Below are 26,449 nucleotides of genomic sequence, written 5' to 3' on the forward strand. Positions count from 1 at the left end.
GTCACTCCAAAAACGACGGTTCAGCCGATCTTCGTCACAGATGAAGATTCCGCTTGCAATTTAATCTGCGCACAGATAGTCTGTGTGCGGATTAAATAAACCAGTGGAGCAAGACGATGTGGACCAATGAATACACCGCGACTTCCCCCCTTCCCGCCCAAGCCATCTGGAACGCGCTCAAGGCCTTGCATGAAGGCCGCCTGACTTATGAAGGCTCCGACACTTTCGTGCTGCATGGGCCGTTCGCCAAGGGCACCCGCGTCTCGGTGACACCGGTTGGACAGGACACGTTCGAATCGACCATCGTCGATCTCGTCGACAATTTGACCTATGCCGATGAAACCTCGTTCGGTGACACCACGCTGCTGTTCCGGCACACGCTGGTGCCCGTCGAAGGCGGCACGCAGGTGACGCACCGGCTTGATATCTCGGGCCCTTCGGCCGCCGAGGTCGGCCCGGAACTCGGGCCGCAGATCAGTGGCGATTTCGACGTCTCGATGGCCAGGCTGTTCGAGCAGGCGGAGGCGTTGGCGAACCGTGGCTGAACTGGACACGCGCTTCAAGGGTGGACCATCGGAGAGCCCCGGCTTGCTGCTCTGGCGAACCACCATGCGCTGGCAGCGCGTCATGACGGCGGCGCTGGCGCCGCTAGACCTGACGCATGTCCAGTTCGTGCTGCTCGCCTCGGCGATGTGGCTTGGCCGCAATGGCGAACCGCCCAACCAGGTGCAGCTCGCCGCCCAGGCCGGCACGGAGGTGAAGATGACCTCGGACGTCGTCGCCCGGCTGGAAGTCAAGGGATTGATTGCACGCGAGGCCGACCCCCGGGATTCCCGAGCCAAGGTGATCCGCGTCACCGCCGCCGGAGTGGCTGCGGCACAGCAAGCGATCGTCGCCGTCGAGACCGCCGACGCGGCCTTCTTCGAACCTGTGGACGAGGCGCAGCTCGTCGGCCTGCTGCAGCAGCTTGCCGGCGAGATCCGCTGAGTCCGAGCCGCCCTGCGGCTAGGCCAGGAATTTTGCGATAATCGCGTCGCCCATCTCGACGGTACCAATCTCGGTCATGCCGGGCGAGAAAATATCCTTGGTGCGCCAGCCCTGGTCGAGCACGGCGGCGATTGAAGCTTCGAGCTTGTCGGCTTCATCGACCATGCCGAAGGAATAGCGCAGGCACATGGCGAAGGAGGCGATCATGGCGATCGGGTTGGCGATGCCCTTGCCGGCGATGTCGGGTGCCGAGCCGTGCACCGGCTCGTACAGCGCCTTGCGCTTCTTGGTCTTGGCATCCGGCGCGCCGAGCGAGGCCGACGGCAGCATGCCGATCGAGCCGGTCAGCATGGCGGCGATGTCGGACAGCATGTCGCCGAACAGATTGTCGGTGACGATGACGTCGAACTGCTTTGGCCAGCGCACCAGCTGCATGCCGCCGGCATCGGCCAGCATGTGGTCGAGCTTGACGTCGGAATAGCGTGCCTTGTGGGTCTGGGTGACGACCTCGTTCCACAGCACGCCCGACTTCATGACGTTGCGCTTTTCCATCGAGGTGACATGGTTCTTGCGGGTCCGCGCGAGCTCGAAAGCGACGCCCGAAATGCGCTCGATCTCGAACGTGTCGTAGACCTGCGTGTCGATGCCGCGCTTCTGGCCGTTGCCGAGATCGATGATCTGCTTGGGCTCGCCGAAATAGACGCCGCCGGTCAGCTCACGTACGATGAGGATGTCGAGACCTTCGACGACTTCCTGCTTCAGGGAGGACGATGCGGCCAAAGCCGGATAGCAGATGGCCGGCCTGAGATTGGCGAACAGCTCCATGTCCTTGCGCAGGCGCAGCAGGCCGGCCTCGGGGCGCACCTCGTAAGGCACGGCATCCCATTTCGGCCCGCCGACGGCACCGAACAGCACCGCGTCCGCGGCCATCGCCTTTTCCATGTCGGCATCGGAAATCGCCGCGCCGTGCGCATCGTAAGCGCAGCCGCCGACCAGGCCCTCGTCGGTGACGAAGCCACTGCCGAGCTTTGCGTTCATGGCCGCGATCAGCTTCTTGACCTCGGCCATCGCCTCGGGGCCGATGCCGTCGCCGGGGAGCAGGAAAAGATGCTTCGTTGCCATGGTGAGCCGTCCCAGAAAGAATGCGTTTCGATTTGCACAGCGTCCTTTGCGCGCCAAGGAGGCGCGCGGCGCTGTGCGACCGCGGCCTTGCTAAACGCCAAGCGGTTGCAGCGCAAGCCGTAAGGACGCAGCGGTGCTGAACAGTGGCCAAGCAGCGATCCTTCGCGCCCCCCTCTGTCCCGCCGACATGTCACGGAATCCAAGCCATAGCCCTACGGAACATGCCCTCACCGATGCGAGAGAATGTTGACCAGCCGGCCAAGGGGATCTCGCACATAGAAGCGCCGGACGCCCCAGGGTTCGTCGGCCGGTCCGTATTCGATGGCGAAACCGGCGGCCTTCATGGCCTCGAGCGTCGCATCGACGTCATCGACCTCGATCGACAGGTCCGGCACCGGCGTACCGGACCCGCCTTGCGCCATGAAACTGACCTGCACCTGCATCGTTTCCTCGGAACCGTAGGTTACGATCCAGCCCTGATCCATCAGGATGTCGAGGCCAAGCACGTCATGATAGAAACGGTTCGCTGCCGTCGCATTCAGTGTCTCGATATTGGCCACGATGCGCCTGACCTTCATGGCGTAGGTCTCCTCAGGCCGTACGCCGTAGCGCCGTCACCTCGATCTCGATCTTCATTTCCGGCTTGTTGAGCTGGCACACGATCATGGTCGCCGCCGGCCTGATGTCGCCGAACGTCTCGCCGAGGATCGGGAAGACCACGTCCACGAAAGCCTGGTCGGTGACGTAGTAATGCGCCCGCACCACATCGGCCATGTCAAAGCCGCCGTCCTTCAGCGCCTTGCCGATCGTCGCCAGGCAGTTGCGCGTCTGCGCCTCGAGCGTGTCCGGCATCGTCATGGTCGCATAGTCATAGCCGGTGGTGCCGGAGACGAAACACCAGTCGCCCTGTACCACCGCACGCGAATAGCCGGCGGTCTTTTCGAACGGCGAACCGGTGGAGATGAGCTTGCGCATGAAGGACCTCGCATGGTTGCAGCTACTCTGTGGGGAAAACGCGATCCCGCCAAGGGCCAAGACGAATGGATCGACGGTGCAGGACCTGTGACGTCGATGTGCCAGCTCGTGCGCCGGCTAACGAGAGGTGCTCTCCGTGCGGCCCCGGCACCGGCTCAGGGGTCCGCATTGCCCGTCATGCGTCAGCCCGGTTGGTCGTTGGCCGATTCAGCCGTTTCTCCGGTGAAGACAACCCTTGTGCCTTTGTGCACCTCAAGGGCCAGGTCTTCGGCATCCCAATTGGTCAGTCTGATGCAACCATGCGAAAAAGTCCTCCCGATCTTGCCTGGTTCGGGCGTGCCGTGAATCCCGTAACTTTCAATGGACAGATCGATCCAGACCGATCCGACAGGATTGTTAGGCCCGGCAGCGATGGTGAAGGGTCGTTTGGTTTTGACCCCCTTGAAGGCGAAGTTGGGGTCATAGTGATAGGTGGGATTGTGGACCACGCGTGTGACTTGTGCCTCGCCGCTCGGCGCCGGCTTCTCTTCGCTTCCAATCGAGGCGGGGTAGACCGAAACCACTTTGCCGGAATTGTCGAGAACGCGAACTTCGCGCGCGGCCTTGTCGACTTCGACGTTCGCAACGGCTGCGGGCGGATCGCCTCGGGCGATAGCCGGCACCAGCAACTTTGCGCCCGCCCTCCTGAAGCTGATGCCCGGGTTGAGCCTTCGCAGCAATTGTTCGCTGATGTGGAAGTGCTCTGCGGTCCGTTCCAGCGAACTGCGATAGCCGAGCCTGCGCAGGCGAGCCATTCTTTCCATACCGGCCGGAATGCGCTTGGTAAACGGTCCACGCACGTCCTTGCGCGTCAGCTCGTAATTCACAAGAGCCGGGCCTGGTGAGGTTGCGACCAGCTTGTCCCAGGTCTCCCGGTTGAGCTTGCCATCGGCGGGCAGAGCGTTGGCCGCCTGAAATGCCCGAACCGCCTTGGTGAAGTTCTCCGCCTGGTGGCCGTCAATGAGGCCAGGCGAGAACCGCGCGCGATCCAAAAGGATCTGCGCCTTCAGCGCGGTCGCATCGACGCCGTTCGTTGCGGCGTCGCCGAATTGAGCATTGTTGACGGCGGCTGCGTCCAGCTTTGCCGCCTCCGTGGCGCCAGCTGCGAAGGCGAACAAAACAAGCGCCAGAAGAATGAGCCTGACCATCAATTTACTCCAGGCACTGCAGCGCGAAGCTGCTTCTATGACGCCGCGCGGCCGATCTGGTTCCATTTGTCCCAGCGAATATCGCCGTTGACGCGGGTTGGGCAGAAGGCGATCCTCGATCTCCGCGCCGGCGATCGGCGGCACTCATAGGAAGAACGGCGTATAAACCGCAGTCCTGCGGGCGTCGGCAACAATGGACGGTTGTCGCGCGTAAGCCGGAGGAAATTCGCCTCGCCCTGTTTTCGCCGGAAATGCTCTAGCTAATTCGCCGACCCCAGCGCCTTGTCCAGCGCCTCCTTCACGTCGGCCGGCCATGTCGCCACCGCCGGCCAGGCGTTCGGCTGGCCATTGTCGCCGCGGCGGGCGAAATAGAGCTGATGCTTGGCCGGGTCGACCGCCATGAAACCGTCATTGCCGCCGCAATCATGCGGCACGCAGCCGCTGGCGTAAAAGGCGCCGGACGCAGTCTTTTCCGTGCCGCCGCCGACCAGCAGGCTGGTCGCCATGTCGGGCATGTCCTTGCCGAGCAGTTTTTCGGCTTCCTTGTAGACGGCCTCATTGTGGAAGGCGTCGATGATGTTCTGGTACTTTTCCGGATCAATGTCTTTCCAGTCGGTGCCGGGTTCCGGCATGTAGGTGAGATTGCCCGAAATCGTCAGCCCATCCGTCGGCGACCACTGCAGCGCCGGCTTCTGGTCCCCCGGCAGGAGATACGGCACGAAATAAATGGCGTTGTCGGACACCGCGGAGGGCGGCGCGCCGCACTCGTCCTGCTCGACCGTGGTGCCCTGGATCTCGCCGCCTTCTGGCTTCCAGACGATCACCGTCGCCGGGCCGCATTGATTGCCGCCATCGCCGACATTGAACAGCGCCACCTTGATGCCGCCGACCTCCACGATCTTGTTGAAGAAGACATCGTAGTTGCTGGCCAGTTGCTTGCCGTCATAGGCCAGCACCTTTTCGCCGTCCTGCTCCGGCTGCGTGATGGTCAGCTGACCGCCCTCGAACGGGATCGGCGCCTGCTTGTCATCCTCGGCCAGCGCCACGTTGCCCGTGCTTGACGCGCCCTGGTCAGCGGCGCCGGACGCATCGTCAGTGCCGGTCTGTGCATGCGCGCCCGCGATCGTCAGAAACATCACCGCCGAAGCGCAAACGCCGGCCAGAAGCAAACGTGTCATGACTGTCCCTCCCTCGGTCGCCGCTCGGCCCGAAAGGACCGGTCTATTCGCCGCTCAGGCCCAGGGGCGCAGTTCGGCGTTCTTCTTCTCGAACGAGGCGATGGCGCCGGCCTTTTCCATGGTCAGGCCGATATCGTCGAGCCCGTTGAGCAGGCAGTGCCGCTTGAAATCGTCGAGGTCGAATGTGACCACGCCGCCGTCCGGACCACGGATTTCCTTGGCTTCGAGATCGACCGACAGAGTGGCGTTGGAGCCGCGCGAGGCGTCGTCCATCAGCTTCTCCAGGTCCTCGGGGCTGACGGTGATCGGCAGCACGCCGTTCTTGAAGCAGTTGTTGTAGAAGATGTCGGCGAACGAGGTCGAGATGACGCAGCGTATGCCGAAATCGAGCAGCGCCCATGGCGCGTGTTCCCGGCTCGAGCCGCAGCCGAAATTGTCGCCGGCGACCAGGATCTGCGCCTTGCGGTAGGCCGGCTTGTTGAGCACGAAATCCGGATTTTCCGAACCGTCGTCATTGTAGCGCATCTCGGCGAACAGGCCGGTGCCAAGCCCGGTGCGCTTGATCGTCTTGAGATAATCCTTCGGGATGATCATGTCGGTGTCGACATTGACGATCGGCATGGGAGCGGCGACGCCGGTGAGCTTGGTGAATTTTTCCATGGCTTTGGCCCGTGTTTTTCGTTGCGGGGGATTTGCTGAGGCCCGGTTTACACAAAGCCGCGCGCAAATAAAAGGCAACTGTTTGTGGGTGCCGGCAAGAGGGTGCCGCACAAAAACGGCTTCGAAATCGCCGCCCGATGGTGCAGTCTGGTCCCATGGCAGAAAACGCCCACGTCCTCTACGCGCGCGAACCGACGCTCGGCATTTCCGAATTCCGCCGCGTGCTGGTGGAATCCGGTCTCGGCGAAGTCAGGCCCGTCGATGACGAGGCAAGGCTGAAGGCGATGATGGAAGGCGCCAACCTGATCGTGACCGCCCGTCTCGACATGGCCCCCCTCGACATGGCCCCTCTCGACAGGGAAGCCAAGCCGCTGATTGGCGTTGCCCGCTGCCTGACCGACTTTTCCTGGGTCTGCTACATCTCCGATCTCGCCGTCTCGGCCAAGGCGCAAGGCCTGGGCATCGGCAAGGGGCTGATGGACGAGGTTGCCCGGCAGCTCGGACCGTCGGTCGCCATCAGCCTGATCTCGATGCCCGACGCTGTCGGCTTCTACGAACGCATCGGCATGAAACGTATGCCCGACGCCTTCTGGATCTCCCGCAAGCGCTGATTTCTTCTCCCGCCTACGGCCAACAACGGGCATCTTGCCGCTTGACATGCAACCATTTGGTTGCATATTAAAGCCATGAGCATGGATGCAGCCTTTCGCGCCCTGGCGGACCCGACACGCCGGCAATTGCTGGACAGCCTCCATGCCAGGAATGGGCAGACGCTGAATGCGCTGTGCGCTGAGATGGCCATGACCCGCCAGGCGGTGACCAAGCACCTGGCGATCCTGGAGGAAGCAAACCTCGTCACCACCATCCGCCGGGGCCGAGAGAAGGAGCACTACCTCAATCCGGTTCCGATCAATGAGATCGCCGAACGCTGGATCGGCAAATTCGAGCGGGGGCGGCTGACCGCCCTCAGCGAGCTGAAGAAACGCCTCGAAAGGGAAGACTGATGAGCAACAGCTTCGTTTATGTGACTTATATCCGAACCACGCCCGAAAAGCTCTGGGAAGCGTTGACCGACCCGGAGTTCAACCGGCAGTTTTTCCTCTGCTCCTATCAGGAGAGCGATTGGAAAGTGGGCTCCAGCTGGAAGCTGATCTTCCCGGACGGGCGAGTCGCCGACAGCGGCGAGATCCTCGAGATCGACCCGCCGCGACGCCTAGTCATAAAATGGCGTAATGAATGGATGCCCGAGATCAGGGAAGACGGCTATACGCGCTGCACCTTCACCATCGAACAGGAAGGCGAGTTGATGAAGCTTGCCGTCACCCATGAAGCGGACGGGCCGCACAAGCTGATCGGCAACGTTGCCATGGGCTGGCCGCTGGTGCTGGCCAGCCTCAAGAGCCTGCTCGAGACCGGCAAGGGGTTCGAGCGCCCCCCATCAAAAGGGTGAAGGCTCGTTTCGCTAGCGAAACAAATCCGTGGAGACATCCATGATGCACGCTCTCAGGGTATGGAGCATGACCAATGGCGAGACTGTCATGACGTCCGCCGAGATGGAAGCACCTCCAGAACGCATCTTCGAGGCGCTGATCGGCAAGGAGGTAGAGCAATGGTGGGGGTCAGCCGAGACCTACCGGATGGTAGACTGGTCGGCCGACCCGCGCGTCGGCGGCCGTTGGACCGTTATTGTCCGCACGGCTGACGGCATGGACCTGCCGGCCAGCGGCGAGTTCCTCGAAATCGAAGCGCCGCGCCGGATCGTGCAGACGCGGACCTATGAGTGGGACCACCCTACGCTTGGCCGGCGGCAAACCACGGTCGCCTGGCTGCTGGAGCCCGTCGCCAATGGCACGCGCGTCACCATCTGCCATGGCGGCTTTGCCGGGCTGCATGAGGCGGCGACCGAACATGCCGAGGGCTGGGCACAGGTGCTGGCCTGGCTTCAAGCGCACGTCGAGGCCGGAAGGCGGGTTGCTGCGTGAGCCGCGGGTCGCTGCTTTGCATACCCTTTGTCCGCCTTGACCCGGACCTCGTCCGGTCCACATCCAATGCATGGCAAAACAGGCATGTTTCATAGGCACGGCCGGCTGGGGCATTCCGACACGATACCAGCAAGATTTTCCGCAACCCGGATCGCATCTCGAACGCTACGGCCGGCATTTTCCGATCGTCGAGATCGACACGTCCTTCTACAAGCCGCATCGCCGCGAGACCTACGAGCGCTGGGCGCGCGCCGTGCCGGAGCACTTTCGCTTCGCCGTCAAGCTGCCGAAGGCGATCACCCATGAGCGCCGTCTCGTCGACTGCGACGAGCTTTTGGAAAGCTTTCTCCAGCAGGTCGAAGGCCTCGGCGCAAAGCTGAGCGTGCTTCTGGTGCAGCTGCCGCCGAGCCTGCCCTTCGAGCCGGTTGTCGCGCGCCGTTTCTTCGACAGCAGGCGAACAAAGGCCAGGCTGGTCTGCGAGCCGCGGCATCCCGGCTGGTTCGAACCGGACGCTGAAGCGCTTCTGGCCGATCGCCGGATTGCGCGTGTCGCCGCCGACCCCGCTCCGGTGCCATCTGCCGCGGTGCCGGGCGGCTGGCCTGGCCTCGCCTACTTCCGCTGGCACGGCGCGCCGCGCGTCTATTACTCCGATTACGACGCCGAAAATCTCGCCCGATTTAGCCGACAATTGGAGGCAGCGGCCGCTGCGGGTGCCGAGGTCTGGGGCATCTTCGACAACACGGCCGGAGGCAATGCGCTTGGCGATGCACTTAAGGTTGATGCGATGATGGCGTAGACGCTTCTTCCTTCTCCCCTTGTGGGGCCCGAAGGGCGGGCGAGGCCCGTGACTCGCCCAGGGCGGTGGATCGGCGCGCAGCGCCGAGGCGGTTGAGGGGTGGGTGACGGATCGCCGTCCTTGCCAAGCTGGAACACCCCTCATCCGACCTCGCTTCGCGAGGCCACCTTCTCCAAAAAGGGGAGAAGGGAGAGGCATGCCCGCCCCGCCTCAAATCACGTTCAATTCCCGGAACGCCCTTCCCTCGGCAACCCGGCTATACCCAAACGCCGAGCAGTCGATCGTCCGGTAGCCGCCATGTACGATCAACTCGGCCAGCGCCTTGCCGACCGCCGGCGCCTGCTGCAGGCCGTGGCCGGAGAATCCGTTGGCGAAGAGGAAATTCGCCACCTCGGGGTGCGGGCCGATCACCGCGTTCTGGTCGAGCGTATTGTAGTCATAGTGCCCGGCCCAGGCGCGCGTCGGCTTGATGGCCTCGAAGGCCGGGATGCGGGTCGCCAGCACCGGCCAGATCACCTCCTCGAACAGCGGCCAGTCGACCTCGAAATCCCCGGCATTGGCCGGGCCGTCACCCTCTTCCGGCTCGGCGCCGCCGGTGAGGTAGACCGAGCCTTCCGGCCTGACATAGATGCCGGAGGGATCGACCAGCAGCGGCATGTCGGCATATTTCTCGCGTGCCTCGAAGACGAAGACGTTGCGCTTGCGCGGCTCGACCGGCAGCGCCAGCCCGGCAAGGGCGGCGACCTTGCCGGCATTCGGCCCTGCGGCATTGATGACGGTGCCGGCCTCCAGCCGATCGCCATTGTCGAGGCTGACGCCGGTGATGCGGTCGCCCTGCCGCTCGATGCTGGAGACCGAAGCGCTGATGAAGTCGATCTTCTTCTCCCGCAACGCCTTGCGGAACAGCATCAGCATCGCATGGGCGTCGAACCAGCCTTCGCCGCTTCGGCCATAGGCGCCGGCGGTGATGCCTTCGGCCGACAGCCAGGGGAAGCGGCGCGTCAGCTGGTCGGCGTTCTCGAGCAGGATGTCTGCGCCCTCGGCGACCTGCGCCGCGTGATTGGCCTTCAGGATCGGCAGCCCGGCCTCGCCGGCAAGGATGAGATAGCCACCCTCGCGAAAACCGATATCGGCCTCGGCGCCGAATTCTTCCTTCAGCCGCCGGAACAGTTTCAGCGTGAATTGCGACAGGCGGATATTTTCCGGAATGGAGAATTGCTGGCGGATCGAGGCCATGGACAGCGTCGTCGCCGCATGGGCGAATTGCGGGTCGCGTTCGATCAGGGCGATCGAGCCGGAAAACCCTTCCTCGCGCAGATAGTAGGCGACCGAGGACCCGACGATGGCTCCGCCGATGATGACGATGTCATAGCGCATTTTTTCTCCGATCCGCCGTCCGTCTTACGCGACCGGCAAAGTGATCTCGAAGCGCGTGCCGCGCTCGGTGTCAACCAGCCGGATCGTACCATCATGCGCTTTCAGGAGGGCCAGCACGATGCCCAGCCCCATGCCGGTGCCGCCGGTAGAGCGGCGCGTGGTGAAGAACGGCTCGAAAATGCGCGCCCGATTGCTTGGCGAAATGCCGGCGCCATTGTCGCTGACCAGCAGCGTCGCCTTGCCACCGGCGCTTGCGGCAGTGATCGAAACTTGCGTCGCGCCGTGCCTGGCCGAATTATCGATGAGATGGCCAAATACGATTGCTCCGTTCTCGGCCGAGATGCGTAAGGCCAGATCGCCGCCGGCCTCGACGCGAACCGCGAGCCTGGTGTCGACGGGAAGCAGCGCCAGCGCCGCACCGACCGAGGTGCTTTCGCCGCTCGGTGCAAGGTTTTCGGCCCGTGCCAGGTCAAGCAGCCGCCGCACCAGCAAATTAAGCCGTCCGGCATCGGTGACGATGTTGTTGGAGAAGCGCCGCCGCTCGTCATCGTCCATCGCCGAGCCGGAATCGCGCAGCAGTTCGGCAGCGCCCTGGATCGCCGTCAGCGGCGACTTGAGTTCATGCGAGACATGGGTGGCGAAGGTCTGGATCGAGTCCGAGCGCGCCTGCAGTTTTTCGGCCATGTCGAGGAAGGCGGCGGACAATTCGGCCATTTCGCGCGTGCCATGATGGTCGAGCGGCCGGATCGCGCCGCGCTCGCCGGCGGCAATGCGCTGGGTGCGGTCGATCAGCGCATAGATCGGCCGGCTGACGGTGCGCAGGAAGACGAGGCCGATGAGCAGCGTGCCGCCGAGGATGGCGATCGCCGCCGCTGTCACCTTGCCGCGTTCGCCATAGAGATGTTTTATGATGTTGTTGGGCGTCCGCGAGACATAGACCACGCCGGCGACCTTGCCGTCGACGGCAACCGGCAGCGCGACGAAGACGCGCACCCTGGTGCCGCGACTGACCGAATAGAGCGACGGCGGCGGTTGGTTGGGGATGCGCAGCCTGAGCGCGCTGGCATAGCGCCCGGCGAGCGCCTCACGCACCTCCTCGACCTCGGCAAGCGACTGCCCGATCTCGTCGCGCCCGGCAATGACGACACCTGTGGGATCAAGCAGCCGGAAGCCGGCCAGCGTGGTTTTCTGCGTCGCGTCGAGAATGCCGGTCAGCCGCGCGCCGATCGCGGCGAAGGCTGGATCGGCCGTCGCGGGCGTCCCCGCCGGCCGGGTCGCAAGCACGTAATCCGAGGCGAGATCGAGCTGCGGCTCGATCGGCCGATAAGGCGAATCGGCGCCTCGGCTCGCACTGCCATTGGCCCCAGGCATTGGCACGCCGAGCTTCTCCGGTGAAATGCCGGCGTCGCGCACCTCCTGCGCATAGATGGCGGCGATGGCCGCACCCTGCGCAATCAGCTCCGCCTCGGTCTGGCGGATCAACTGGTTTTCGTAGAGGCGAAAGAAGAACAGGCCGACCAGCGGCAAGGCCATGACCAGGATCAGGATGGCGACGACGACCGTGGCGAGGCGCGGCCGCCATTTGCGGCCGCTCCACTTGCTTGAGGTCGTCAGCCGCATCGGCCGAGCCGGAAGCCGACGCCGTGTACCGTCTCGATGGCATCCAGGCATCCGACCGCCGCCAGCTTGGCGCGGATGTTGCGGATATGGCTGTCGACGGTGCGGTCGGCGACATGGATCTTGCCGGCATAGGCACTGGCCATCACCGCGTCGCGATCGAGCACGTGGGTGGGCCGCGCCAGAAACCCTTTCAGGATCGAGAATTCTATTCCGGTCAGGGCAAGCGGCCGGCCGTCGAAGCCGGCGCTATGGCTGGCCGGCACTAGCGTGAGCTTGCCATGGGTAAACTGCCTGTCGTCAACCGGTTCGGGCCCTGCCGGGCGGGCGCGCCGCAGGATGACGTTGACGCGGGCCACCAGTTCGCGCGGGCTGAACGGCTTTGTCACATAATCGTCGCCGCCCATTTCGAGCCCGAGGATGCGGTCGATCTCTTCGTCGCGCGCGGACAGGAACAGCACCGGCACGTCTGATCGCTGGCGCAGCCGCCGGCAGACCTCCAGCCCGTCCATCTCCGGCATGCCGATGTCGAGCACGACAAGGTCGGGCGTGTGCCGTTCGATCGCCTGCAGGGCGGCGGCGCCATCGGACACGGCAGCCGTCTTCATGCCGGCCTTTTCCAGCGCGAAACAGATCACTTCGCGGATATGCGGGTCATCGTCGGCGACAAGAATGTGATGCGGCATCGGTCAGCGGTCCGGCAAGGAAGGTAGCGAAGGCTGAGGAAGCACGAGCGACCCCTTGCTGTCGAGATATCGAAGCAGGCGCCAGTCACGAAAGCTCCAGCCACGCCAGTTCCGCTGGACGCTGTCGCTGGCCCGCAATCCTTCAAGTTCGCGGACAGCGCCCGCGTCCGGGGTCTTGTTCTGATGATCGAAGAAGCGATCGAGTGCCGGAAACGCGCCCGGACCGAGCGAGCGCAGATACCAGGCGTCGAGGGGAATGCCCTGGCCGGTCATTTTCAACGGAATGGTCGACATTGTAGTTGGCGATCAGCACGGCGAAGTTGATGAAACAGCAGGCATAAGCGCTAGGGATAACGTCGGAAGATTGGCGGACCGCGGCCATGGATTTTCCGAGCGCGATGCGGGCGGACAAAGGGGATGACAATTGCGGCGGGCTTGGCGCGTGGCGGGTCGACCAGCCACCAGCCTTCACTGCGCAGCCGATAGGGCAGACGGGGTTTTGCTCGCTTGTGCATGCCGCCTGTCTCGCAAGCTGGCAGGGAAGCGATGCGGCGGATCGGAGGAGGTTTTCCGCAGGCGAGTGCAGTTTTCGTGCAGGGCTGGTGCGCTGCCCGCCATCGGTTCCGGACGTTGGCGCCGCCCCAGCCAGGCTCCTTTCCCTCTCCCTCCGGAGGGAGCAGAGGTGGCTCGGCGAAGCCGGGACGGAGCGGGGGAACCACCTGGTGATCGCCGCAAACGGCCATAGGGCACTAGGCGCAAGCCTCGCATCGCCTTGTGCCCAAAGGGTCGCAGTGCAAGCTTTCGCGGTTGGCGCGTGTCAGGTACCGGGCGGACGCTTGCCTCGACCAACCACACGCGGCATAGATCGGACATGGAACCCTACCGCCCGCGCCGCTCCGTGCTCTATGTCCCGGCCTCCAACGAGAAGGCGCTGGCCAAGATCGCCCAGCTTGCCTGCGACGCCGTCATCATCGATCTGGAGGACGCCGTTGCCCCCGCCGACAAGATCGCCGCGCGCGAAAAACTGGCTGGCATTTTCGCCAATCGCCCTGATGCCGACCACAATGGCCGGCGCTGCGAGATGGTGGTGCGCGTCAATGCGCTGTCCAGCGAATGGGGCACTGACGATCTTGCGGCCGTCGCCAAGGCGGAACCGGACGGCATCCTGCTGCCAAAGGTCGACACACCGCGCGACGTGCTCGAGGTCGGCGATGTGCTGGACGACAATTTTGCTCCCGACACCGTGAAACTATGGGCGATGATCGAGACGCCCAAGGCCATGCTCAACATCGGCGCCATCGCCGAACTCGGCCGTGACCCCGCCTCGCGGCTGGATTGTTTCATTGCCGGAACGAATGACCTGATCAAGGATACCGGCGTGCTGGCAACGCCGGACCGCGCCTATCTCCTGCCATGGCTGATGCAGATGCTGCTGGCGGCGCGCGCCGGCGGCCTCGACATGCTCGACGGGGTGTTCAACGACTTTCGCGATCCGGATGCGTTTGCGCGCGAGTGCGCTCAGGCCGCCGCCATGGGCTTTGACGGCAAGACGCTGATCCATCCATCGCAGATCGAGGCCGCCAACCGTGCCTTCGCCCCGTCGGCGCAGGCGCTGGCCGAGGCGCGCGCGGTGAAGGATGCCTTCGCGCTGGCGCAAAACAGCGGCAAGGGCGTCATCGCGCTGAATGGCAGGATGGTCGAGCGGCTGCACCTGGCGCAGGCCGAAAAACTGCTGGCGAAGGCCGCCGCCATCGGCGCATGATATTCGTCGACTTGGGATTCATGACAGGAATTGGACGATGAAACTCTACCGCTTTCTCACCGCCCCGGACGACGCCAGCTTCTGCCATAAGGTGACGGCGGCGCTGAACAAGGGCTGGCATCTGTTCGGCTCGCCGACCTACGCCTATGACAAGAAAGCCAAGACCATGCGCTGCGGCCAAGCCGTGGTGAAGGATGTCGACGGCCAGGAATACGGGCCGGATACCAAGCTCAGCGACTGGTAGGTGGAAAGCGCGGAGGCTCCTCTCTTTTCGTCATCCTAGGGTAAAGCAAGGAGCCAAGCGAGGCGGCGCAGACCCCTAGGGTGACGAAAGTGGTCTACTCAGCAGCCTCTTCGATCTTCTCCATATCATCGTCCGACAGGCCGAAATGGTGGCCGATCTCGTGGATCAGCACGTGGGTGACGATGTCGCCCAGCGATTCCTCGTTCTCGGCCCAGTAGTCGAGCATGGCGCGGCGATAGAGGGTGATGCGGTTCGGGCCTTCGCCGGTTTGCGGGTTCCAGCGTTCGGCGATGCCGCGCCCCTCGAACAGGCCGAGCAGGTCGAACGGCGTCTCCAGCGACAAATCGTCCATGATCTCGTCGGTCGGGAATTCGGCGATCTGGATGATGATCTCGCCGGTCAGCTTACGAAATTCCTCCGGCAGATGGGCGTAGGCCTCCAGCGCCAGGAACTCCAGTTCCTCCATCGAGGGCGCGAGTTCGCCATGCCAGGTGCGGGTCTTGTAAATGCGGGCCATGCTTTGTCCTTTGACCCGGCATATAGGCTTTCGCACTGATCGAGGCAAATGACGCCTATAGGCCGGTGTCGCCCAGGGGAGGAATAAATTCCTCATGACTCTGCTTGACTCTTCGGATCGCCTCTGGAATCCTAGAGAACATAACAGGAACAATTGTGAGTGGAAGCTGACCGTCATGGCGATGACCGCCGTGGCGCGGGAGACTGTTTTTTCCCTGCGCCGCCAGATCGCGAAAATAGAGGGAACGCTGCCCGAGCGTCTGCAGGCGCCGGCGGCGGCAACCCTTGATGCCGGCGCCGGCAGCGATCTGACGATCGTCCGGCGCGGCCTTGCCGCGGCCTTGCCGGATGCTTTCCTGCCCATCGGCATCGAGCGGCTCGATGCCGCGCTCAGCGGCGGCCTGCCGAAAGCCGCCCTGACCGAAATCCATGGCCTGGAGACCCGCGATGCGGGAGCCGTCGCCGGCTTCGCTCTGTCGCTCGTCAGCCTGATCCTCAACCGGGCGCAGGGGCTGCCCATCCTATGGATCGGGACATCGGAAATTTTCCACGAGGCCGGCTTTCCCTACGCCAGGGGGCTGCATGGCTGCTTCGGCATTGAACCCGGGCAATTGCTGTTTTCCGAGGCGCCCAGGCTTGTCGATGCGCTGTGGGTCGCCGAGGAGGCGGCCCGCATGACCGCGCTTGCCGCCGTTATCCTGGAAATCCGCGGCAATCCGCAGCGGCTCGACCTGACCGCGACACGCCGCCTGCATGCGCGGGCGCAAGCTACCGGCCGGCCGGTGTTCCTGCTGCGGCAGGCGGCCGAGCCGGAACCGACGGCGGCGCCTGTCCGTCTGATCGCCGCGTCGGCGCCGGCCGTGCCGCGCGCCACGGTCGCCGGGCCGCTCGCCGGCTCGATCGGCTACCCCGCCTTCACCATCAGCATCGGCAAGAGCCGCACGGCCCTGCCTGGACAATTCACACTGGAGTGGAACCCCGATGAACGCAGATTCGAGGAAAGAAGGGGCGAGGAAAGACACGGTGGAGGCAGCGAATGGGCAGAGAATCCTGTCCCTGTGGTTTCCCTATCTGGCGACCGAAAGGATCCTGCGGCAGCGTCTGGGGAAATCCTGGCGTTCCCGGCCGCCGGATCATCCGCGGCCATCTCACCCACCGCTCGTGATCAGCCACCGCCAGGGCAACGCGCAGCGCATCTCGGCCCTCGACGAGCGAGCTGAGGCGCTGCACCTGAAGCGTGACATGGGGATTGCCGATGCGCGCGCCATGCATCCGTCGATCGACATCGTCGAAGCCGATCCGGAGGCCGACCGGCGCCTGCTCGCGGGCCTTGCCGACTGGTGCGACCGCTACACGCCGCTGGTCGCGCTGGACAGCATCGACGGCCTGTTCCTCGACGTCACCGGCTGCACCCATCTGTTCGGCGGTGAACGCGCCATGCTGGACGAGATCCTGTCGCGCTTCTTCCACCAGGGGTTCGACGTCCGCGCCGGGCTTGCCGGTACGCCCGGGGCGGCCTGGGCGGCGGCACGCTTTTGCGGCGACCGCATCGTTGTATCGGGCGAGGAGGAAGCCTTGCTTGCCCCCTTGCCGCTGGCCGCCCTCCGCATAGCGCCGGAAACCCGGACCAGCCTGGAAAGTGTGGGGCTGCGCACGGCGGGCGCCGTCATGGCCGCGCCGCGCGCGCCGCTCGCCCGCCGCTTCGGCGCTTTGCTGCTCCAGCGCCTCGACCAGGCGCTTGGCCGTCTCGACGAAGCGATCTCACCGCGCCTTCCCGTCGCGCCGCTTTCCGTCGAACGCCATCTCGCCGAGCCCGTCACGCTGACGGAGGAGATAGAACGGCTGGTGGGCATGCTGGCGACGACCTTGAAGACCGACCTCGAACGCCGCGGCGAAGGTGCCCGGACGCTGGCGCTGCTGCTCTTTCGCGTCGACGGCGCCGTCAGCCGCATCGCGCTCGGCACCTCGCGGCCGATGCGCGAACCCTCGTTGATCCGGAAATTGTTCCATGAACGGCTGGCAGCACTCGAGCAGCATATCGATGCCGGCTTTGGCTTCGACCTGGTGCGCCTCTCGGTGCTGGCCGTCGCCGCTTTCGACACGCAGCAGACCGATCTGACCGGCGAGGCGGTGGATGATGGCGCCGACATCGCCCTGTTCGCCGACCGTATCCGCGCCCGCCTCGGCGAGGGCGCGGTTCTGCAGCCGGTTCCCGTGGAAAGCCATCTGCCCGAACGCGCCGTCGCCATCGTCCCCTTCAGCGAGGCGCCGCGCCGGACCACGCCGCCGAAGAAGCCGGACAGGATGCAGGCACCGATGACCATCTTCCCGCCGGAACGGCCGATCCGGCTGTTCCGCGCGCCCGAGCCCATCGATGTGCCGGCCACCGAAATGCCGGAGGGACCGCCGCTGCATTTTCGTTGGCGCCGTGCACTTTACCGCGTTACCCGTGCCGAAGGTCCGGAGCGCATCGCCGCCGAATGGTGGCGCGAGGCGCCAGGCGATCCGGCGGCATCGACACGCGACTATTTCCGCATCGAGGATGCCGATGGCCGCCGCTACTGGCTCTACCGGCAAGGCCTGTACGGCGGCGTCTCGCAGATCCCGCCGCGCTGGTTCATGCACGGGGTCTTCGCATGAACGCGCTGACCGTCATTCCCTATGCCGAGTTCGGCATCCAGTCGAACTTCTCCTTCCTGCGCGGCGCCTCCAAACCCGAGGAACTGGTGGTCGCGGCCAAGCTCATGGGCTTCTCCGCGATCGGGCTCGCCGACCGCAACAGCGTGGCCGGCGTGGTGCGCGCCTGGCAGCAGGCCAAGGTCGAAAAGCTTGCCTATCACCCCGGCTGCCGGCTGGTTTTTGGTGACGGCACGCCGGACATTCTCGCCTATCCAAGGGACCGCAAGGGCTGGGGGCATCTGTGCCGCATGCTCACCCAGGCCAATCTGCGTGACGAGACCGAAAAGGGCGCCACCCTGCTCCGGCGCGACGACCTGCTCGAATGGGGCGACGGGATGTCGCTGGCGGTCCTGCCCGATCTGGCGGCCGGCGCGCAGGACAGCCTGGCTTTGCTCCGCCAACTCCAGGACCGCTTCGGCAGGGCCCTGCGGCTCGGCGTCTCACCCTGTTATGCCGGCCATGATCGCTTCCGGATCGAGCAGGCGGCGGCGTTTGCCGAGAGCGCCGGCATCCCGCTGATCGCGACCAACGATGTGCTCTATCACACGGCCGAACGCCGCCCGCTGCAGGACGTGCTGACCGCGATCCGCCTCAATGTTCCGGTCGCCGAGGTGGGGCTGGAACTGACCGCCAATGCCGAACGCCATTTGAAGCCGCCGCTGGAAATGGCGCGCCTGTTCCGCAGGCACCCGCAAGCGCTGGCGGAGACGCTGCGTTTCGGGGAAGAGCTGACCTTCTCGCTCAGCGACCTCCAGTACAATTATCCGGACGAGCCGACGGAATCGGGCCTCGGTCCGCAGGCGGAGCTGGAAAGGTTGGCAAGGGAGGGAGCAGTCAACCGCTACCCGGCAGGTGTGCCTGAATCCGTGACCAAGCGCATCGAGGAAGAGCTCGCTCTGATCGAGCGTCTCAACTATGCCCGTTACTTCCTGACCGTCTACGACATTTTCAAATTCGCGCGCAGCAAGGATATTCTCTGCCAGGGGCGTGGGTCGGCCGCCAACTCGGTCGTCTGTTTCTGCATCGGCATCACCGAAGTGGGGCCGGAAAAGATCAATTCGCTTTTCGAGCGCTTCATTTCCGAGGAAAGGAACGAACCGCCTGATATCGACGTCGATTTCGAGCACGAAAAGCGCGAAACCGTCATCCAGTACATCTACGAGAAATACAGCTCCAAGCGTACCGCCCTTGCCGCCGCCGTCATCAGCTATCGCGGCCGTTCGGCGCTGCGCGAAGTGTCGAAGGCGATGGGCCTGTCGGAGGATGTCCGGGCATCGCTTTCCGGCTCGATCTGGGGCTGGTCGACCTCGGAACTCGGCGAGAAGGAGGCGAGGGCCGGCGGCCTCGACCGCAGCGACCCCATATCGCGGCATGTGATGGAACGCGCCAACGAGATCATGGGCTTCCCCCGTCACCTCTCCCAGCATGTCGGCGGCTTCGTCATCACCAGGGACCGGCTCGACGAGATCGTGCCCATCGTCAAGACGGCGATGGACGAGCGCAAGATGGTCGAATGGGACAAGGACGATCTGGACTCGGTGAAGATCCTGAAAGTGGATGTGCTGGCGCTCGGTATGCTGACCTGCCTGCAACGCGCCTTCACCCTGCTCACGGACCATTATCCGAAGGCGCGAGACGAATTTGGCCGGCCCTATGTGCTGGCCACTCTCCCGGCGGAGAACCAACGTGTCTACGACATGATCTGCCGTGCCGATACGCTCGGCGTCTTCCAGATCGAATCGCGCGCGCAGATGTCGATGCTGCCGCGTCTCAAGCCACGCGAATTCTACGACCTCGTCATCGAGGTGGCGATCGTACGCCCCGGCCCTATCCAGGGCGACATGGTCCACCCTTATCTGCGTCGCCGGCAAGGCAAGGAAGCGGCCGAGTATCAAAAGCCGGAACTGGAAGCGATCCTCGGCAAGACGCTTGGCGTGCCCCTGTTTCAGGAACAGGCGATGAATATCGCGATCGTCGCCGGCGGTTTCAAACCGGGCGAGGCCGACGAATTGCGCCGCGCCATGGCCACCTTCAAGCGTACCGGCACCATCGGCAATTACCGCCAGCGCATGATAGACGGCATGGTCGGCAAGGGCTACACGAAGGACTTCGCCGAGCGCTGCTTCAAGCAGATCGAGGGTTTTGGCGAATACGGCTTTCCCGAAAGCCATGCCGCCTCCTTCGCGCTGCTCGTCTACGCCTCCTGCTGGTTCAAGACCTTCTATCCCGACGTGTTCTGCGCCGCGATCCTGAACTCGCAGCCGATGGGCTTCTATCAGCCGGCGCAGCTGGTGCGCGACGCCCGCGACCATGGCGTCGACATCCGCGAGGTCGACGTCAATTTCTCCGTCTGGGACTGCACTTTGGAAAAGGCGTCTTTCGACCCGGCCCGTATCCTGCCGCGCCATGCCGACATGCGCGGTGTCATCGAGACAAGTCATGCGCTGCGGCTCGGCTTCAGGCAGGTCAAGGGACTTTCCAAGGAACGCATCGAGGCTTTCGTCGAGCGGCGCGGCGCCGGCTACTCGACCGTCAGGGATGTCTGGCTGCGCTCCGGCCTCAATGTCGACGAGATCGAGAAGCTGGCGCAGGCCGATGCCTTTCGGTCCATCGGCCTCGACCGCCGCGCGGCACTTTGGGAGGTGCGCGCGCTCGACGGCAAGAGTGCCGCCGAGAAGCTGCCGCTGTTCGACCAGCCGGCGCTCGGCCTGCGCGAGCTGGAGCCGCAGACGAAGCTGCCGAAAATGCCGCTCGGCGAGCATGTCATCCACGATTACCGCTCGCTCGGCCTGTCGCTGAAGGCGCATCCGGTCGCCTTCCTGCGCGAACGGCTCGACCGCGCCGGCGTCACCCCCAATGCCAGCCTGCCGTCCGTGCGCGACGGCAGGCGGGTCTCCGTTGCCGGTCTGGTGCTGGTGCGCCAGCGCCCCGGCAAGGGCAACGCGATCTTTCTCACGCTGGAAGACGACAAGGCCGTGGCCAATGTCATCTTCTGGGAAAGAACTTTTACCCGCTTCCGGCCCATCGTCATGGGTGCGCGCTTCGTCAAGGTCAGCGGAAAACTTCAGTCGGAATCAGGTGTCGTCCACATCGTCGCCGAGAAGATCGAGGACCTGACGCCCTGGCTGACCGTGCTCCTGGAAAAGGTCAGTGCGGCCGCACCGCTGGCCGCCACGGCAGAGGGTCCGGATCGCGATGCCCTACCTGTGCCCCGCAACGCGCCGGTCGGTCAGAACCTCGCAACGCTGTCGGAAGAAGCGGAAAGGGTCATGCCCAAGGGGCGTAATTTTCAGTAGGCGTGGCCCCTCACCATCAAGCGCTGGCGGGACAGCGCCGTAGAACACCAACCTCAATGTCCGGCCACACTCTATGACGCCGAACTGCCCGGCCCGCCCAGCTTTGGCGGCGACAGCACATCCTCGGCCGAGATGGTCCGCGCTTCCGAGGGAAGCATGATCGGGATGCCGTCGCGCACGGGATAAGCGAGCTTGGCGACCCGCGAGACCAGCTCGCCACGTTCGGGGTCCCAGGCCAGCGGCCCCTTGGTCAGCGGGCAGGCCAAGAGTTCCAGCAGCTTCGGGTCGACCTTGGTCTTCTTTCCATCACGCCCATCCGCCATTGCGTCCCCTTTCCAGCTTTCAGGCCTGCGTTCACCTCACTGCAGGCTCGAGCCAAAATCCTCATTCTCGCGCGCCAGCGTCATCTCGGTGATGGCGATCAGCGTCTCGGCCCTGGTTTTCAGGTCCGCGGCCTCGAGCAATGCCTGCTTCTCGGCTGGTCCGTAGGGCGCCATCATCGACAGCGCGTTGACCAGCATGGCGTTTTCGGCGCGGCTGACGCTTTCCCAGTCGGCTTCCAGATCATTGGCCTGCAGATAGGCGCGAAAGGCCCGCAGCAGCGCCGGCCGGTCGATTTCATCAGCCGCCTGCTCCTCGTCGAGATCGGCGAGGAAGGGCGCCGGTTTGCACTGGCGGAACGGCGTCTTGACCGTCAGCTCGTGGGTGATGCGGAACCGGCACACGCCTTGCAGCGAGATCAGGTAGCGGCCGTCGCCGGTCTCCGAAAAAGCGATGATGCGGCCGATGCAGCCGACATTGCAAAGTTCCGGCTCGCCATCCTCGCGCAAGGCGCCATTGAGGCCGGGCTGGATGATGCCGATGACGCGCGAGCCGGCGACCGCCTCGTCCACCATCTGCAGGTAGCGCGGCTCGAAGATGTTGAGCGGCATGCGGCCGCCCGGCAGCAGGAGCGCGCCCTCGAGCGGAAAAAGCGGGATCGTCGGCGGCAAATCCTTGGCGAGCCGGTAATGCGCGTTTCCCGCTTGCACCTCGTTCCTCCCGATCGCTTCCTTTGCGAAGCGTCAACCTGCCCAACCTGCCCTGTCCTATCTGGCGCTCAGGCCCGACACCACAAGCCCGTGCGACAAAACAACCGATAACCGGCTCAGGAAAACAGCAACGCCGACAATTTGCGGCGCGCGGCAAGCGTCGCCTCGTCGGTCATGCCCCAGGCCTCGAACAGCTGCAGCAACTGCGTCCTGGCGCCATCCTCGTTCCAACTCCGGTCGGCCTTGATGATGGCCAGCAGGTTGTCGGCGGCTGCCGTGCGATCACCCTTGGCGTTCTGGATCATGGCCAGATCGAAACGCGCCTGATGGTCGGCGGGGTTTTCGGCCAAGCGCCGTTCGAGCTCGGCCGGATTGCCCAACGCCGCCGCCTGCGCGGCCAGCGCGATCTTGGCACGCAGGGCAGCCAGCGGCGGTGCATCCTTCTTGGCCTCCGGCGCCGTTGCCAGGAGCGCCTCGGCACCCTCGGTGTCGCCGGTCTCGAACAACAGGTCGCCCAGCCCGCCAATAGCCTCGACCGTCTCCGGCGCCTGCGCCAGGATGGCGTCATAGATGTCGGCGGCTGCCTGCATGTCGCCGGCATCGCGGGCCTCGGTTGCCGCGGCCAGGGCCTCGGCCACCGGCGGCGCGCCATTGCCCTTGCCGCCGACCTTGGTGATGAACTCATTGATCTGGCTCTCGGGGATGGCGCCCATGAAGCCGTCGACCGGCTGGCCGTCCTTGAAGGCGATCACAGCCGGAATCGACTGAATGCCGAGCTGGCCGGCGATCGAGGGATGGTCGTCGATGTTCATCTTGACCAGCTTGACCCTGCCGCCGGCGGCCTTGACCGCCTTTTCCAGCTGCGGGGTGAGCTGCTTGCAAGGTCCGCACCATGGCGCCCAGAAATCGACCAGCACCGGCTGACGCCGCGATTCCTGGATGACGTCGGCGGCGAAGGCGGCGGTCGTCGTGTCCTTGATGACATCGCCGCCGGCAGGGCCCGCGGGCGCATCGCCAAGCGCGGCCTTCGCCGGCGCCGGCGCCGTTCCGCCATACTGGACCGTGGTGGCATACTGGCCGCCAGTGTTTCCGAATGATCCGCCAAACGGATTGTTGTCGCTCATCTCGTCACCCTTTCGGTCGCCCCCCCGGCCCGCGGCTCGGCGCCATGTCTCAATTGGAAATCGGCTTCGCCATCCATGTGGCGATCATGCCGAGACTTTCAAGATAGCAGCATCGTGCCCGGTTGCCTCGACGAATCTGATGAGGTCGGCCGCCGCGATCGATGTCGTCGCCTCGTTGGTCAGTGGATGCGCGTTGATCACGGTATGGTCCATCAGATCCTTGTCGAGCACCAGCTTGACCCTGTTTTCCCTGTCGTTGATGACGCCGAAGACGGTGACCGCGCCCGGCGTGACGCCCAAAAGCTCCATCAGCATCTCCGGCTTGCCGAAGGAAACCCGGCCGGCGGCGCCGATCGACTGGTGGATCTGCTTGAGATCGACGACCGCGTCCTCGCCGACGGTGACCAGGAAGAAATTGTCCTTCTTGTCCTTCAGGAACAGGTTCTTGGTGTGTCCGCCGGCGATTTCGCCGCGCAGCGCCTGCGAATCGGCCACCGTATAGAGCGGCGGATGGCGTATTGTCGAAACGGCGATGCCGAGTTCGGCAAGAAAGGCCATCAGTTCAGCTTCGGTCTTCGGCATCGATCTTCTTCTCGTCCGTTTCTTGGCCTAGCCGTTTACGGCCAATGCGGCGGCCGACACAAGACCGTCGCGCAAGGAGCGATGAAATCGGCGCGTCGCGGACGGTTTGCCGGCATCGTTCGAGAGTTGCAAAAAGCCTGCTATTTCCCTGTTGCAATCGCCGCGCTCTTCAGCCATATAGGCCCGGCTTGCGGCCAAGACGCCGTGTGAGCGGGTGTAGCTCAGGGGTAGAGCACAACCTTGCCAAGGTTGGGGTCGAGCGTTCGAATCGCTTCACCCGCTCCAGTTTCCTTCAGGGGATCAAGCAACGAAAAGCCGCGGTTTTCCGCGGCTTTTTCGTTTCCTAGGGCACCGGAACCACAGCTACCTCAGGGCCTGCGAAAAGGCCGTGGTCACCGCCCGGTTACCAATTTGCGGATTCGGCGCAGCGCGCAATCGTAGCGTCGAAGGTGTGCGGCAGTGCAGTACCTCCAGGCAGAACGGGCAAACGCTGGCCACCATAGAGCCATGGCAAAGCAGTGAACGTTCTTTGTCTGATGCGCGTCTCCCGTTCGCGGCCTTCGGATACTTGACGCCACATTTCGTAGGTGGAGGAGACGCTGCGGCCCAGCCCGACAATCCCCCGGGAATAACATGGAATCGCAGGAAGCTCGCCTCCCGCCAGGCAGCCGCGTGTCAGTGTTTGGCACCCGACGTGTCGCCGGCGGCATCCGCGCCAGCCTGCTTTCGTCCGGCGGTCAGTTTACCGGACTCGAACTCCTCGACCGCCTTGTCCCAGCAGGCCTTTTCACGGTCGGGCATCAGGCCTTCCCGTTCCCAAAGTTCGTGGGCCCGCTTCCTGATATGCGCGACACGTTCTTCTTGGCTGATCACCATGGCCGTATTCCTCTGGATTTCCTGAGGAAGCAACCGGACAGCGCCTGAAATGTTCCAACCCGGATGTCGTCAAACTCGGCCAAGTCGAACACTTCATCCAAGACCGCGATTCGATACGCTTCTTGCCTTCAGGCGCTCTTCGCCCGCTCCCCCTTGCGCACTGATGCGCCAGCGAGGTCCAGCTGTTGGTCGAGGCGAGGTGGCAATAGAGCAGGCCGAGCGCATCTGACTTCCTGGAGGTCGAGAAGGCCTCGTCGCTCATGTGTTGAAGGCCGCCTCGTCGATCACCTGGAAATCGGTGAGGTTGAGCACTTCGCCGCCTTCCAGCGTCACTTTGCTCTCGCGCGGCGAAAACAGGCCGTGCGCAGGGATCAATATCATCGAGCAACCAGCTTGATTGTCCGCACCCGCAGTGCTCCGTTGCCGATTGAGGCATACGGAGACGTTTCATGACGGGTTTTGTCGACCGCCAGCGCGCCACGCATTTGATGCAACGCGCCGGCATGGCGGCGCTGGTGCTCTGCGCGCCCGAGGCCTTCCACTATGCGACCGGCGCGTCGATCGGCCCGGCCGGCCTGTTCCGGCGCGCCGGCGCCGGCTTCGTCGTCATCCCGGCCAGACAGGACCTGCCGATCGGCGTCGTGGTCGCGGACTTCAACCCCGCGCAGTTGCGGACCGCCGCGCCCGAGATGGTTGTGCGTTCGCACCCGATCTGGATCGAGTCCGCGCCGGTCGGGACAGGACCTGCCGGGCTGGCGGAGCGCATCGAGGCCGGGCTGGCCTCGCTCGGTCGCGCGCCGGATTTTTCGCGTCCCGCCACCTTCGGCCTCGCCGGCTCGGTGCGCCAGCTGCAAGCCATGCTCATCGATTTCGGGCTGGAGCGCGCCACGCTCGGCCTCGACCTCGACTTCATTCCCGCCGCCGATTTTGCGGCCATCCAGGCGCTGCTGCCGGATTGCCCTGTTGTCGACGGGTCGTCCGTGCTGGATCGGCTGCGCGCCGTCAAGTCGCAGCGCGAGATCGACCTCCTGCGGCAAGGCATCATCTTGTCCGAAGCCGGGCTGGAGCGGCTGCAGGTCGACGCCATGGCCGGCATGCGCCAGGGCGACCTCGTCGCGCTCTACCGGCAAGGCGTCGCCACTGCGGCGGCCGGCTTGTCTCATCCGGTCATCACGGCCGAATATATAACGCTCGGTGCCCGGGCCAAAGGCGCCGACGCCAGGGCCGTGGCTGGCGATCCGCTGAAATGCGACATGGTCTGCACGGTCGGCGGCTACGCCTCCGATATGTCGCGCAACTTCACCTTCGGCCCGCCCCCGGCGGATCAAGCGGAGCTGCACGCCATTGCCGAGCGCGCCTTCGAGGATGGCCTGGCCGAGCTTGTCCCCGGAAACACGCTCGCCCATGTCCACCGCGTCGCCACCGAAAGCCTGGCGCGGCAAGGCCTGCGCTCCTACCGTCGCGGCCATTTCGGCCACGGCGTCGGCCAGTCGGTCTTTTCCGAACAATGGCCGTTCATCGCCGCCGACAGCGATATCGCGATCGAGGCCGGCATGGTGCTGGCCTTCGAGATCCCGCTCTACATCGACGGCCTCGCCAGCTTCAATCTCGAGGACCAGTTCCTGATCACGCCGGATGGACCGGTAGTGATGAACCGGCTGCCGAGGCGGCTAGAGGTGATTGGATAGGGAGGCAGGGGTTGGCGCGCTTGCGTTGCCCATTGCGAGGCAGCACTCTACGGCGGAACTCGGCGGTGATGCCTGGGCACGCAT

The 26,449-nt window shown here is 64.5% G+C and carries 30 protein-coding genes and 1 tRNA gene; 14 read left to right on the top strand and 17 right to left on the bottom strand.

The window, feature by feature from the left end; all coding sequences use genetic code 11:
• The first annotated feature begins 116 nt into the window (after positions 1-116).
• Both FJ434_RS24835 and FJ434_RS24840 read left to right on the top strand, forming a co-directional pair.
• A complete protein-coding gene (locus FJ434_RS24835; protein ID WP_140717926.1) occupies positions 117-545 on the top strand; it encodes a polyketide cyclase in 429 nt (142 codons plus the stop codon).
• Positions 538-987, top strand: a complete 450-nt coding sequence (locus FJ434_RS24840) for a MarR family winged helix-turn-helix transcriptional regulator (RefSeq protein ID WP_140751949.1) — start codon at positions 538-540, stop codon at positions 985-987. Before FJ434_RS24835 ends, FJ434_RS24840 begins: the two co-directional genes overlap by 8 nt.
• A gap of 18 nt (positions 988-1,005) precedes the next feature.
• Here FJ434_RS24840 and leuB read toward each other — a convergent pair whose 3' ends face one another.
• From leuB to leuD, 6 genes are all read right to left on the bottom strand, one after another.
• A complete protein-coding gene (gene leuB / locus FJ434_RS24845) occupies positions 1,006-2,109 on the bottom strand; it encodes a 3-isopropylmalate dehydrogenase (protein ID WP_140751951.1) in 1,104 nt (367 codons plus the stop codon).
• Between the two features lie 227 nt (positions 2,110-2,336).
• On the bottom strand, positions 2,337-2,687 hold the full coding sequence (locus tag FJ434_RS24850) for a VOC family protein (protein WP_140510530.1): 351 nt from the start codon (positions 2,685-2,687) through the stop codon (positions 2,337-2,339).
• A gap of 13 nt (positions 2,688-2,700) precedes the next feature.
• Positions 2,701-3,084, bottom strand: a complete 384-nt coding sequence (locus tag FJ434_RS24855; RefSeq protein WP_140510531.1) for a RidA family protein — start codon at positions 3,082-3,084, stop codon at positions 2,701-2,703.
• A gap of 182 nt (positions 3,085-3,266) precedes the next feature.
• Positions 3,267-4,415 carry a L,D-transpeptidase gene (locus FJ434_RS24860; protein ID WP_246678390.1) on the bottom strand — a complete coding sequence of 383 codons (1,149 nt, stop codon included), beginning with the start codon at positions 4,413-4,415 and terminating at the stop codon, positions 3,267-3,269.
• A 116-nt stretch (positions 4,416-4,531) separates the two neighbouring features.
• Positions 4,532-5,449, bottom strand: a complete 918-nt coding sequence (locus tag FJ434_RS24865) for a hypothetical protein (protein ID WP_140751953.1) — start codon at positions 5,447-5,449, stop codon at positions 4,532-4,534.
• A 54-nt stretch (positions 5,450-5,503) separates the two neighbouring features.
• Entirely contained in the window at positions 5,504-6,109 is a 606-nt protein-coding gene (leuD, locus tag FJ434_RS24870; protein WP_027145969.1) for a 3-isopropylmalate dehydratase small subunit, read from the bottom strand.
• Between the two features lie 155 nt (positions 6,110-6,264).
• Between leuD and FJ434_RS24875 the strand changes: the two genes are divergently transcribed.
• From FJ434_RS24875 to FJ434_RS24895, 5 genes are all read left to right on the top strand, one after another.
• Complete coding sequence (locus tag FJ434_RS24875) at positions 6,265-6,720, top strand: GNAT family N-acetyltransferase (RefSeq protein WP_140751955.1); 456 nt, start codon at positions 6,265-6,267, stop codon at positions 6,718-6,720.
• Between the two features lie 75 nt (positions 6,721-6,795).
• Positions 6,796-7,113 (top strand): metalloregulator ArsR/SmtB family transcription factor, encoded by a 318-nt coding sequence (locus tag FJ434_RS24880; protein WP_084636878.1) that lies wholly within the window; start codon positions 6,796-6,798, stop codon positions 7,111-7,113.
• Entirely contained in the window at positions 7,113-7,559 is a 447-nt protein-coding gene (locus FJ434_RS24885; protein ID WP_140717916.1) for an SRPBCC family protein, read from the top strand. Before FJ434_RS24880 ends, FJ434_RS24885 begins: the two co-directional genes overlap by 1 nt.
• A 40-nt stretch (positions 7,560-7,599) precedes the next feature.
• Positions 7,600-8,091 carry an SRPBCC domain-containing protein gene (locus FJ434_RS24890; RefSeq protein WP_140751957.1) on the top strand — a complete coding sequence of 164 codons (492 nt, stop codon included), beginning with the start codon at positions 7,600-7,602 and terminating at the stop codon, positions 8,089-8,091.
• A gap of 70 nt (positions 8,092-8,161) precedes the next feature.
• Positions 8,162-8,887: a DUF72 domain-containing protein gene (locus FJ434_RS24895; protein WP_140510540.1), complete on the top strand. Its 726-nt coding sequence runs from the start codon at positions 8,162-8,164 to the stop codon at positions 8,885-8,887.
• 210 nt (positions 8,888-9,097) lie between these two features.
• Here the strand turns inward: FJ434_RS24895 and FJ434_RS24900 are convergent, their stop codons facing one another.
• Genes FJ434_RS24900 through FJ434_RS24915 form a run of 4 tightly spaced genes read right to left on the bottom strand, consistent with a single transcriptional unit; the run spans position 9,098 to position 12,861 of the window.
• A complete protein-coding gene (locus FJ434_RS24900; RefSeq protein WP_140751959.1) occupies positions 9,098-10,264 on the bottom strand; it encodes an FAD-binding oxidoreductase in 1,167 nt (388 codons plus the stop codon).
• 24 nt (positions 10,265-10,288) lie between these two features.
• On the bottom strand, positions 10,289-11,884 hold the full coding sequence (locus tag FJ434_RS24905; protein WP_140751961.1) for a HAMP domain-containing sensor histidine kinase: 1,596 nt from the start codon (positions 11,882-11,884) through the stop codon (positions 10,289-10,291).
• The gene (locus FJ434_RS24910; protein ID WP_140510545.1) at positions 11,875-12,567 is read right to left on the bottom strand and encodes a response regulator transcription factor; all 693 of its coding nucleotides are present in this window, start codon (positions 12,565-12,567) and stop codon (positions 11,875-11,877) included. Before FJ434_RS24910 ends, FJ434_RS24905 begins: the two co-directional genes overlap by 10 nt.
• 3 nt (positions 12,568-12,570) lie before the next feature.
• Positions 12,571-12,861, bottom strand: a complete 291-nt coding sequence (locus tag FJ434_RS24915; RefSeq protein WP_246678391.1) for a hypothetical protein — start codon at positions 12,859-12,861, stop codon at positions 12,571-12,573.
• Between the two features lie 577 nt (positions 12,862-13,438).
• Between FJ434_RS24915 and FJ434_RS24925 the strand changes: the two genes are divergently transcribed.
• Complete coding sequence (locus FJ434_RS24925) at positions 13,439-14,329, top strand: CoA ester lyase (RefSeq protein WP_140751965.1); 891 nt, start codon at positions 13,439-13,441, stop codon at positions 14,327-14,329.
• Between the two features lie 37 nt (positions 14,330-14,366).
• On the top strand, positions 14,367-14,573 hold the full coding sequence (locus FJ434_RS24930) for a DUF1737 domain-containing protein (RefSeq protein WP_027145959.1): 207 nt from the start codon (positions 14,367-14,369) through the stop codon (positions 14,571-14,573).
• 94 nt (positions 14,574-14,667) lie between these two features.
• On the opposite strand, the gene FJ434_RS24935 is transcribed toward FJ434_RS24930, so the two are convergent.
• Positions 14,668-15,090, bottom strand: a complete 423-nt coding sequence (locus FJ434_RS24935; protein ID WP_140510548.1) for a metallopeptidase family protein — start codon at positions 15,088-15,090, stop codon at positions 14,668-14,670.
• 175 nt (positions 15,091-15,265) lie between these two features.
• On the opposite strand from FJ434_RS24935, the gene FJ434_RS30360 reads away from it, so the two are divergent.
• The 3 genes from FJ434_RS30360 to FJ434_RS24950 are packed head-to-tail and all read left to right on the top strand — an operon-like array spanning position 15,266 to position 21,064.
• Positions 15,266-16,309 carry a hypothetical protein gene (locus FJ434_RS30360; RefSeq protein WP_140751967.1) on the top strand — a complete coding sequence of 348 codons (1,044 nt, stop codon included), beginning with the start codon at positions 15,266-15,268 and terminating at the stop codon, positions 16,307-16,309.
• Positions 16,251-17,729, top strand: coding sequence for a DUF6504 family protein (locus tag FJ434_RS24945; protein WP_140751969.1), 1,479 nt, complete (start codon positions 16,251-16,253; stop codon positions 17,727-17,729). The genes FJ434_RS30360 and FJ434_RS24945 overlap by 59 nt, the downstream gene beginning before the upstream one ends.
• Positions 17,726-21,064, top strand: coding sequence for an error-prone DNA polymerase (locus tag FJ434_RS24950; RefSeq protein WP_140751971.1), 3,339 nt, complete (start codon positions 17,726-17,728; stop codon positions 21,062-21,064). The genes FJ434_RS24945 and FJ434_RS24950 overlap by 4 nt, the downstream gene beginning before the upstream one ends.
• A 71-nt stretch (positions 21,065-21,135) precedes the next feature.
• Here the strand turns inward: FJ434_RS24950 and FJ434_RS24955 are convergent, their stop codons facing one another.
• From FJ434_RS24955 to FJ434_RS24970, 4 genes are all read right to left on the bottom strand, one after another.
• Positions 21,136-21,387 (bottom strand): Trm112 family protein, encoded by a 252-nt coding sequence (locus tag FJ434_RS24955; RefSeq protein WP_140510552.1) that lies wholly within the window; start codon positions 21,385-21,387, stop codon positions 21,136-21,138.
• Between the two features lie 36 nt (positions 21,388-21,423).
• Positions 21,424-22,095 carry an LON peptidase substrate-binding domain-containing protein gene (locus FJ434_RS24960; protein ID WP_140510553.1) on the bottom strand — a complete coding sequence of 224 codons (672 nt, stop codon included), beginning with the start codon at positions 22,093-22,095 and terminating at the stop codon, positions 21,424-21,426.
• Positions 22,096-22,211: 116 nt separating this feature from the next.
• Positions 22,212-23,219, bottom strand: a complete 1,008-nt coding sequence (trxA, locus tag FJ434_RS24965) for a thioredoxin (RefSeq protein WP_140717898.1) — start codon at positions 23,217-23,219, stop codon at positions 22,212-22,214.
• Positions 23,220-23,303: 84 nt separating this feature from the next.
• Positions 23,304-23,801, bottom strand: coding sequence for a prolyl-tRNA synthetase associated domain-containing protein (locus FJ434_RS24970; RefSeq protein ID WP_140751973.1), 498 nt, complete (start codon positions 23,799-23,801; stop codon positions 23,304-23,306).
• A 210-nt stretch (positions 23,802-24,011) separates the two neighbouring features.
• Here FJ434_RS24970 and FJ434_RS24975 point away from each other — a divergent pair.
• Positions 24,012-24,086, top strand: a tRNA-Gly gene (locus FJ434_RS24975).
• Between the two features lie 390 nt (positions 24,087-24,476).
• On the opposite strand, the gene FJ434_RS24980 is transcribed toward FJ434_RS24975, so the two are convergent.
• The gene (locus tag FJ434_RS24980; RefSeq protein ID WP_140751975.1) at positions 24,477-24,677 is read right to left on the bottom strand and encodes a DUF2934 domain-containing protein; all 201 of its coding nucleotides are present in this window, start codon (positions 24,675-24,677) and stop codon (positions 24,477-24,479) included.
• 258 nt (positions 24,678-24,935) lie between these two features.
• Positions 24,936-25,058 (bottom strand): SapC family protein, encoded by a 123-nt coding sequence (locus FJ434_RS30365; protein WP_246678392.1) that lies wholly within the window; start codon positions 25,056-25,058, stop codon positions 24,936-24,938.
• 68 nt (positions 25,059-25,126) lie between these two features.
• Here FJ434_RS30365 and FJ434_RS24990 point away from each other — a divergent pair, with 68 nt between their 5' ends.
• Complete coding sequence (locus tag FJ434_RS24990) at positions 25,127-26,365, top strand: Xaa-Pro peptidase family protein (protein WP_140751977.1); 1,239 nt, start codon at positions 25,127-25,129, stop codon at positions 26,363-26,365.
• Positions 26,366-26,449: the final 84 nt, after the last annotated feature.

Origin of the sequence: Mesorhizobium sp. B2-5-13 (assembly GCF_006440535.1) — a bacterium.
Classification (GTDB): domain Bacteria; phylum Pseudomonadota; class Alphaproteobacteria; order Rhizobiales; family Rhizobiaceae; genus Mesorhizobium; species Mesorhizobium salmacidum.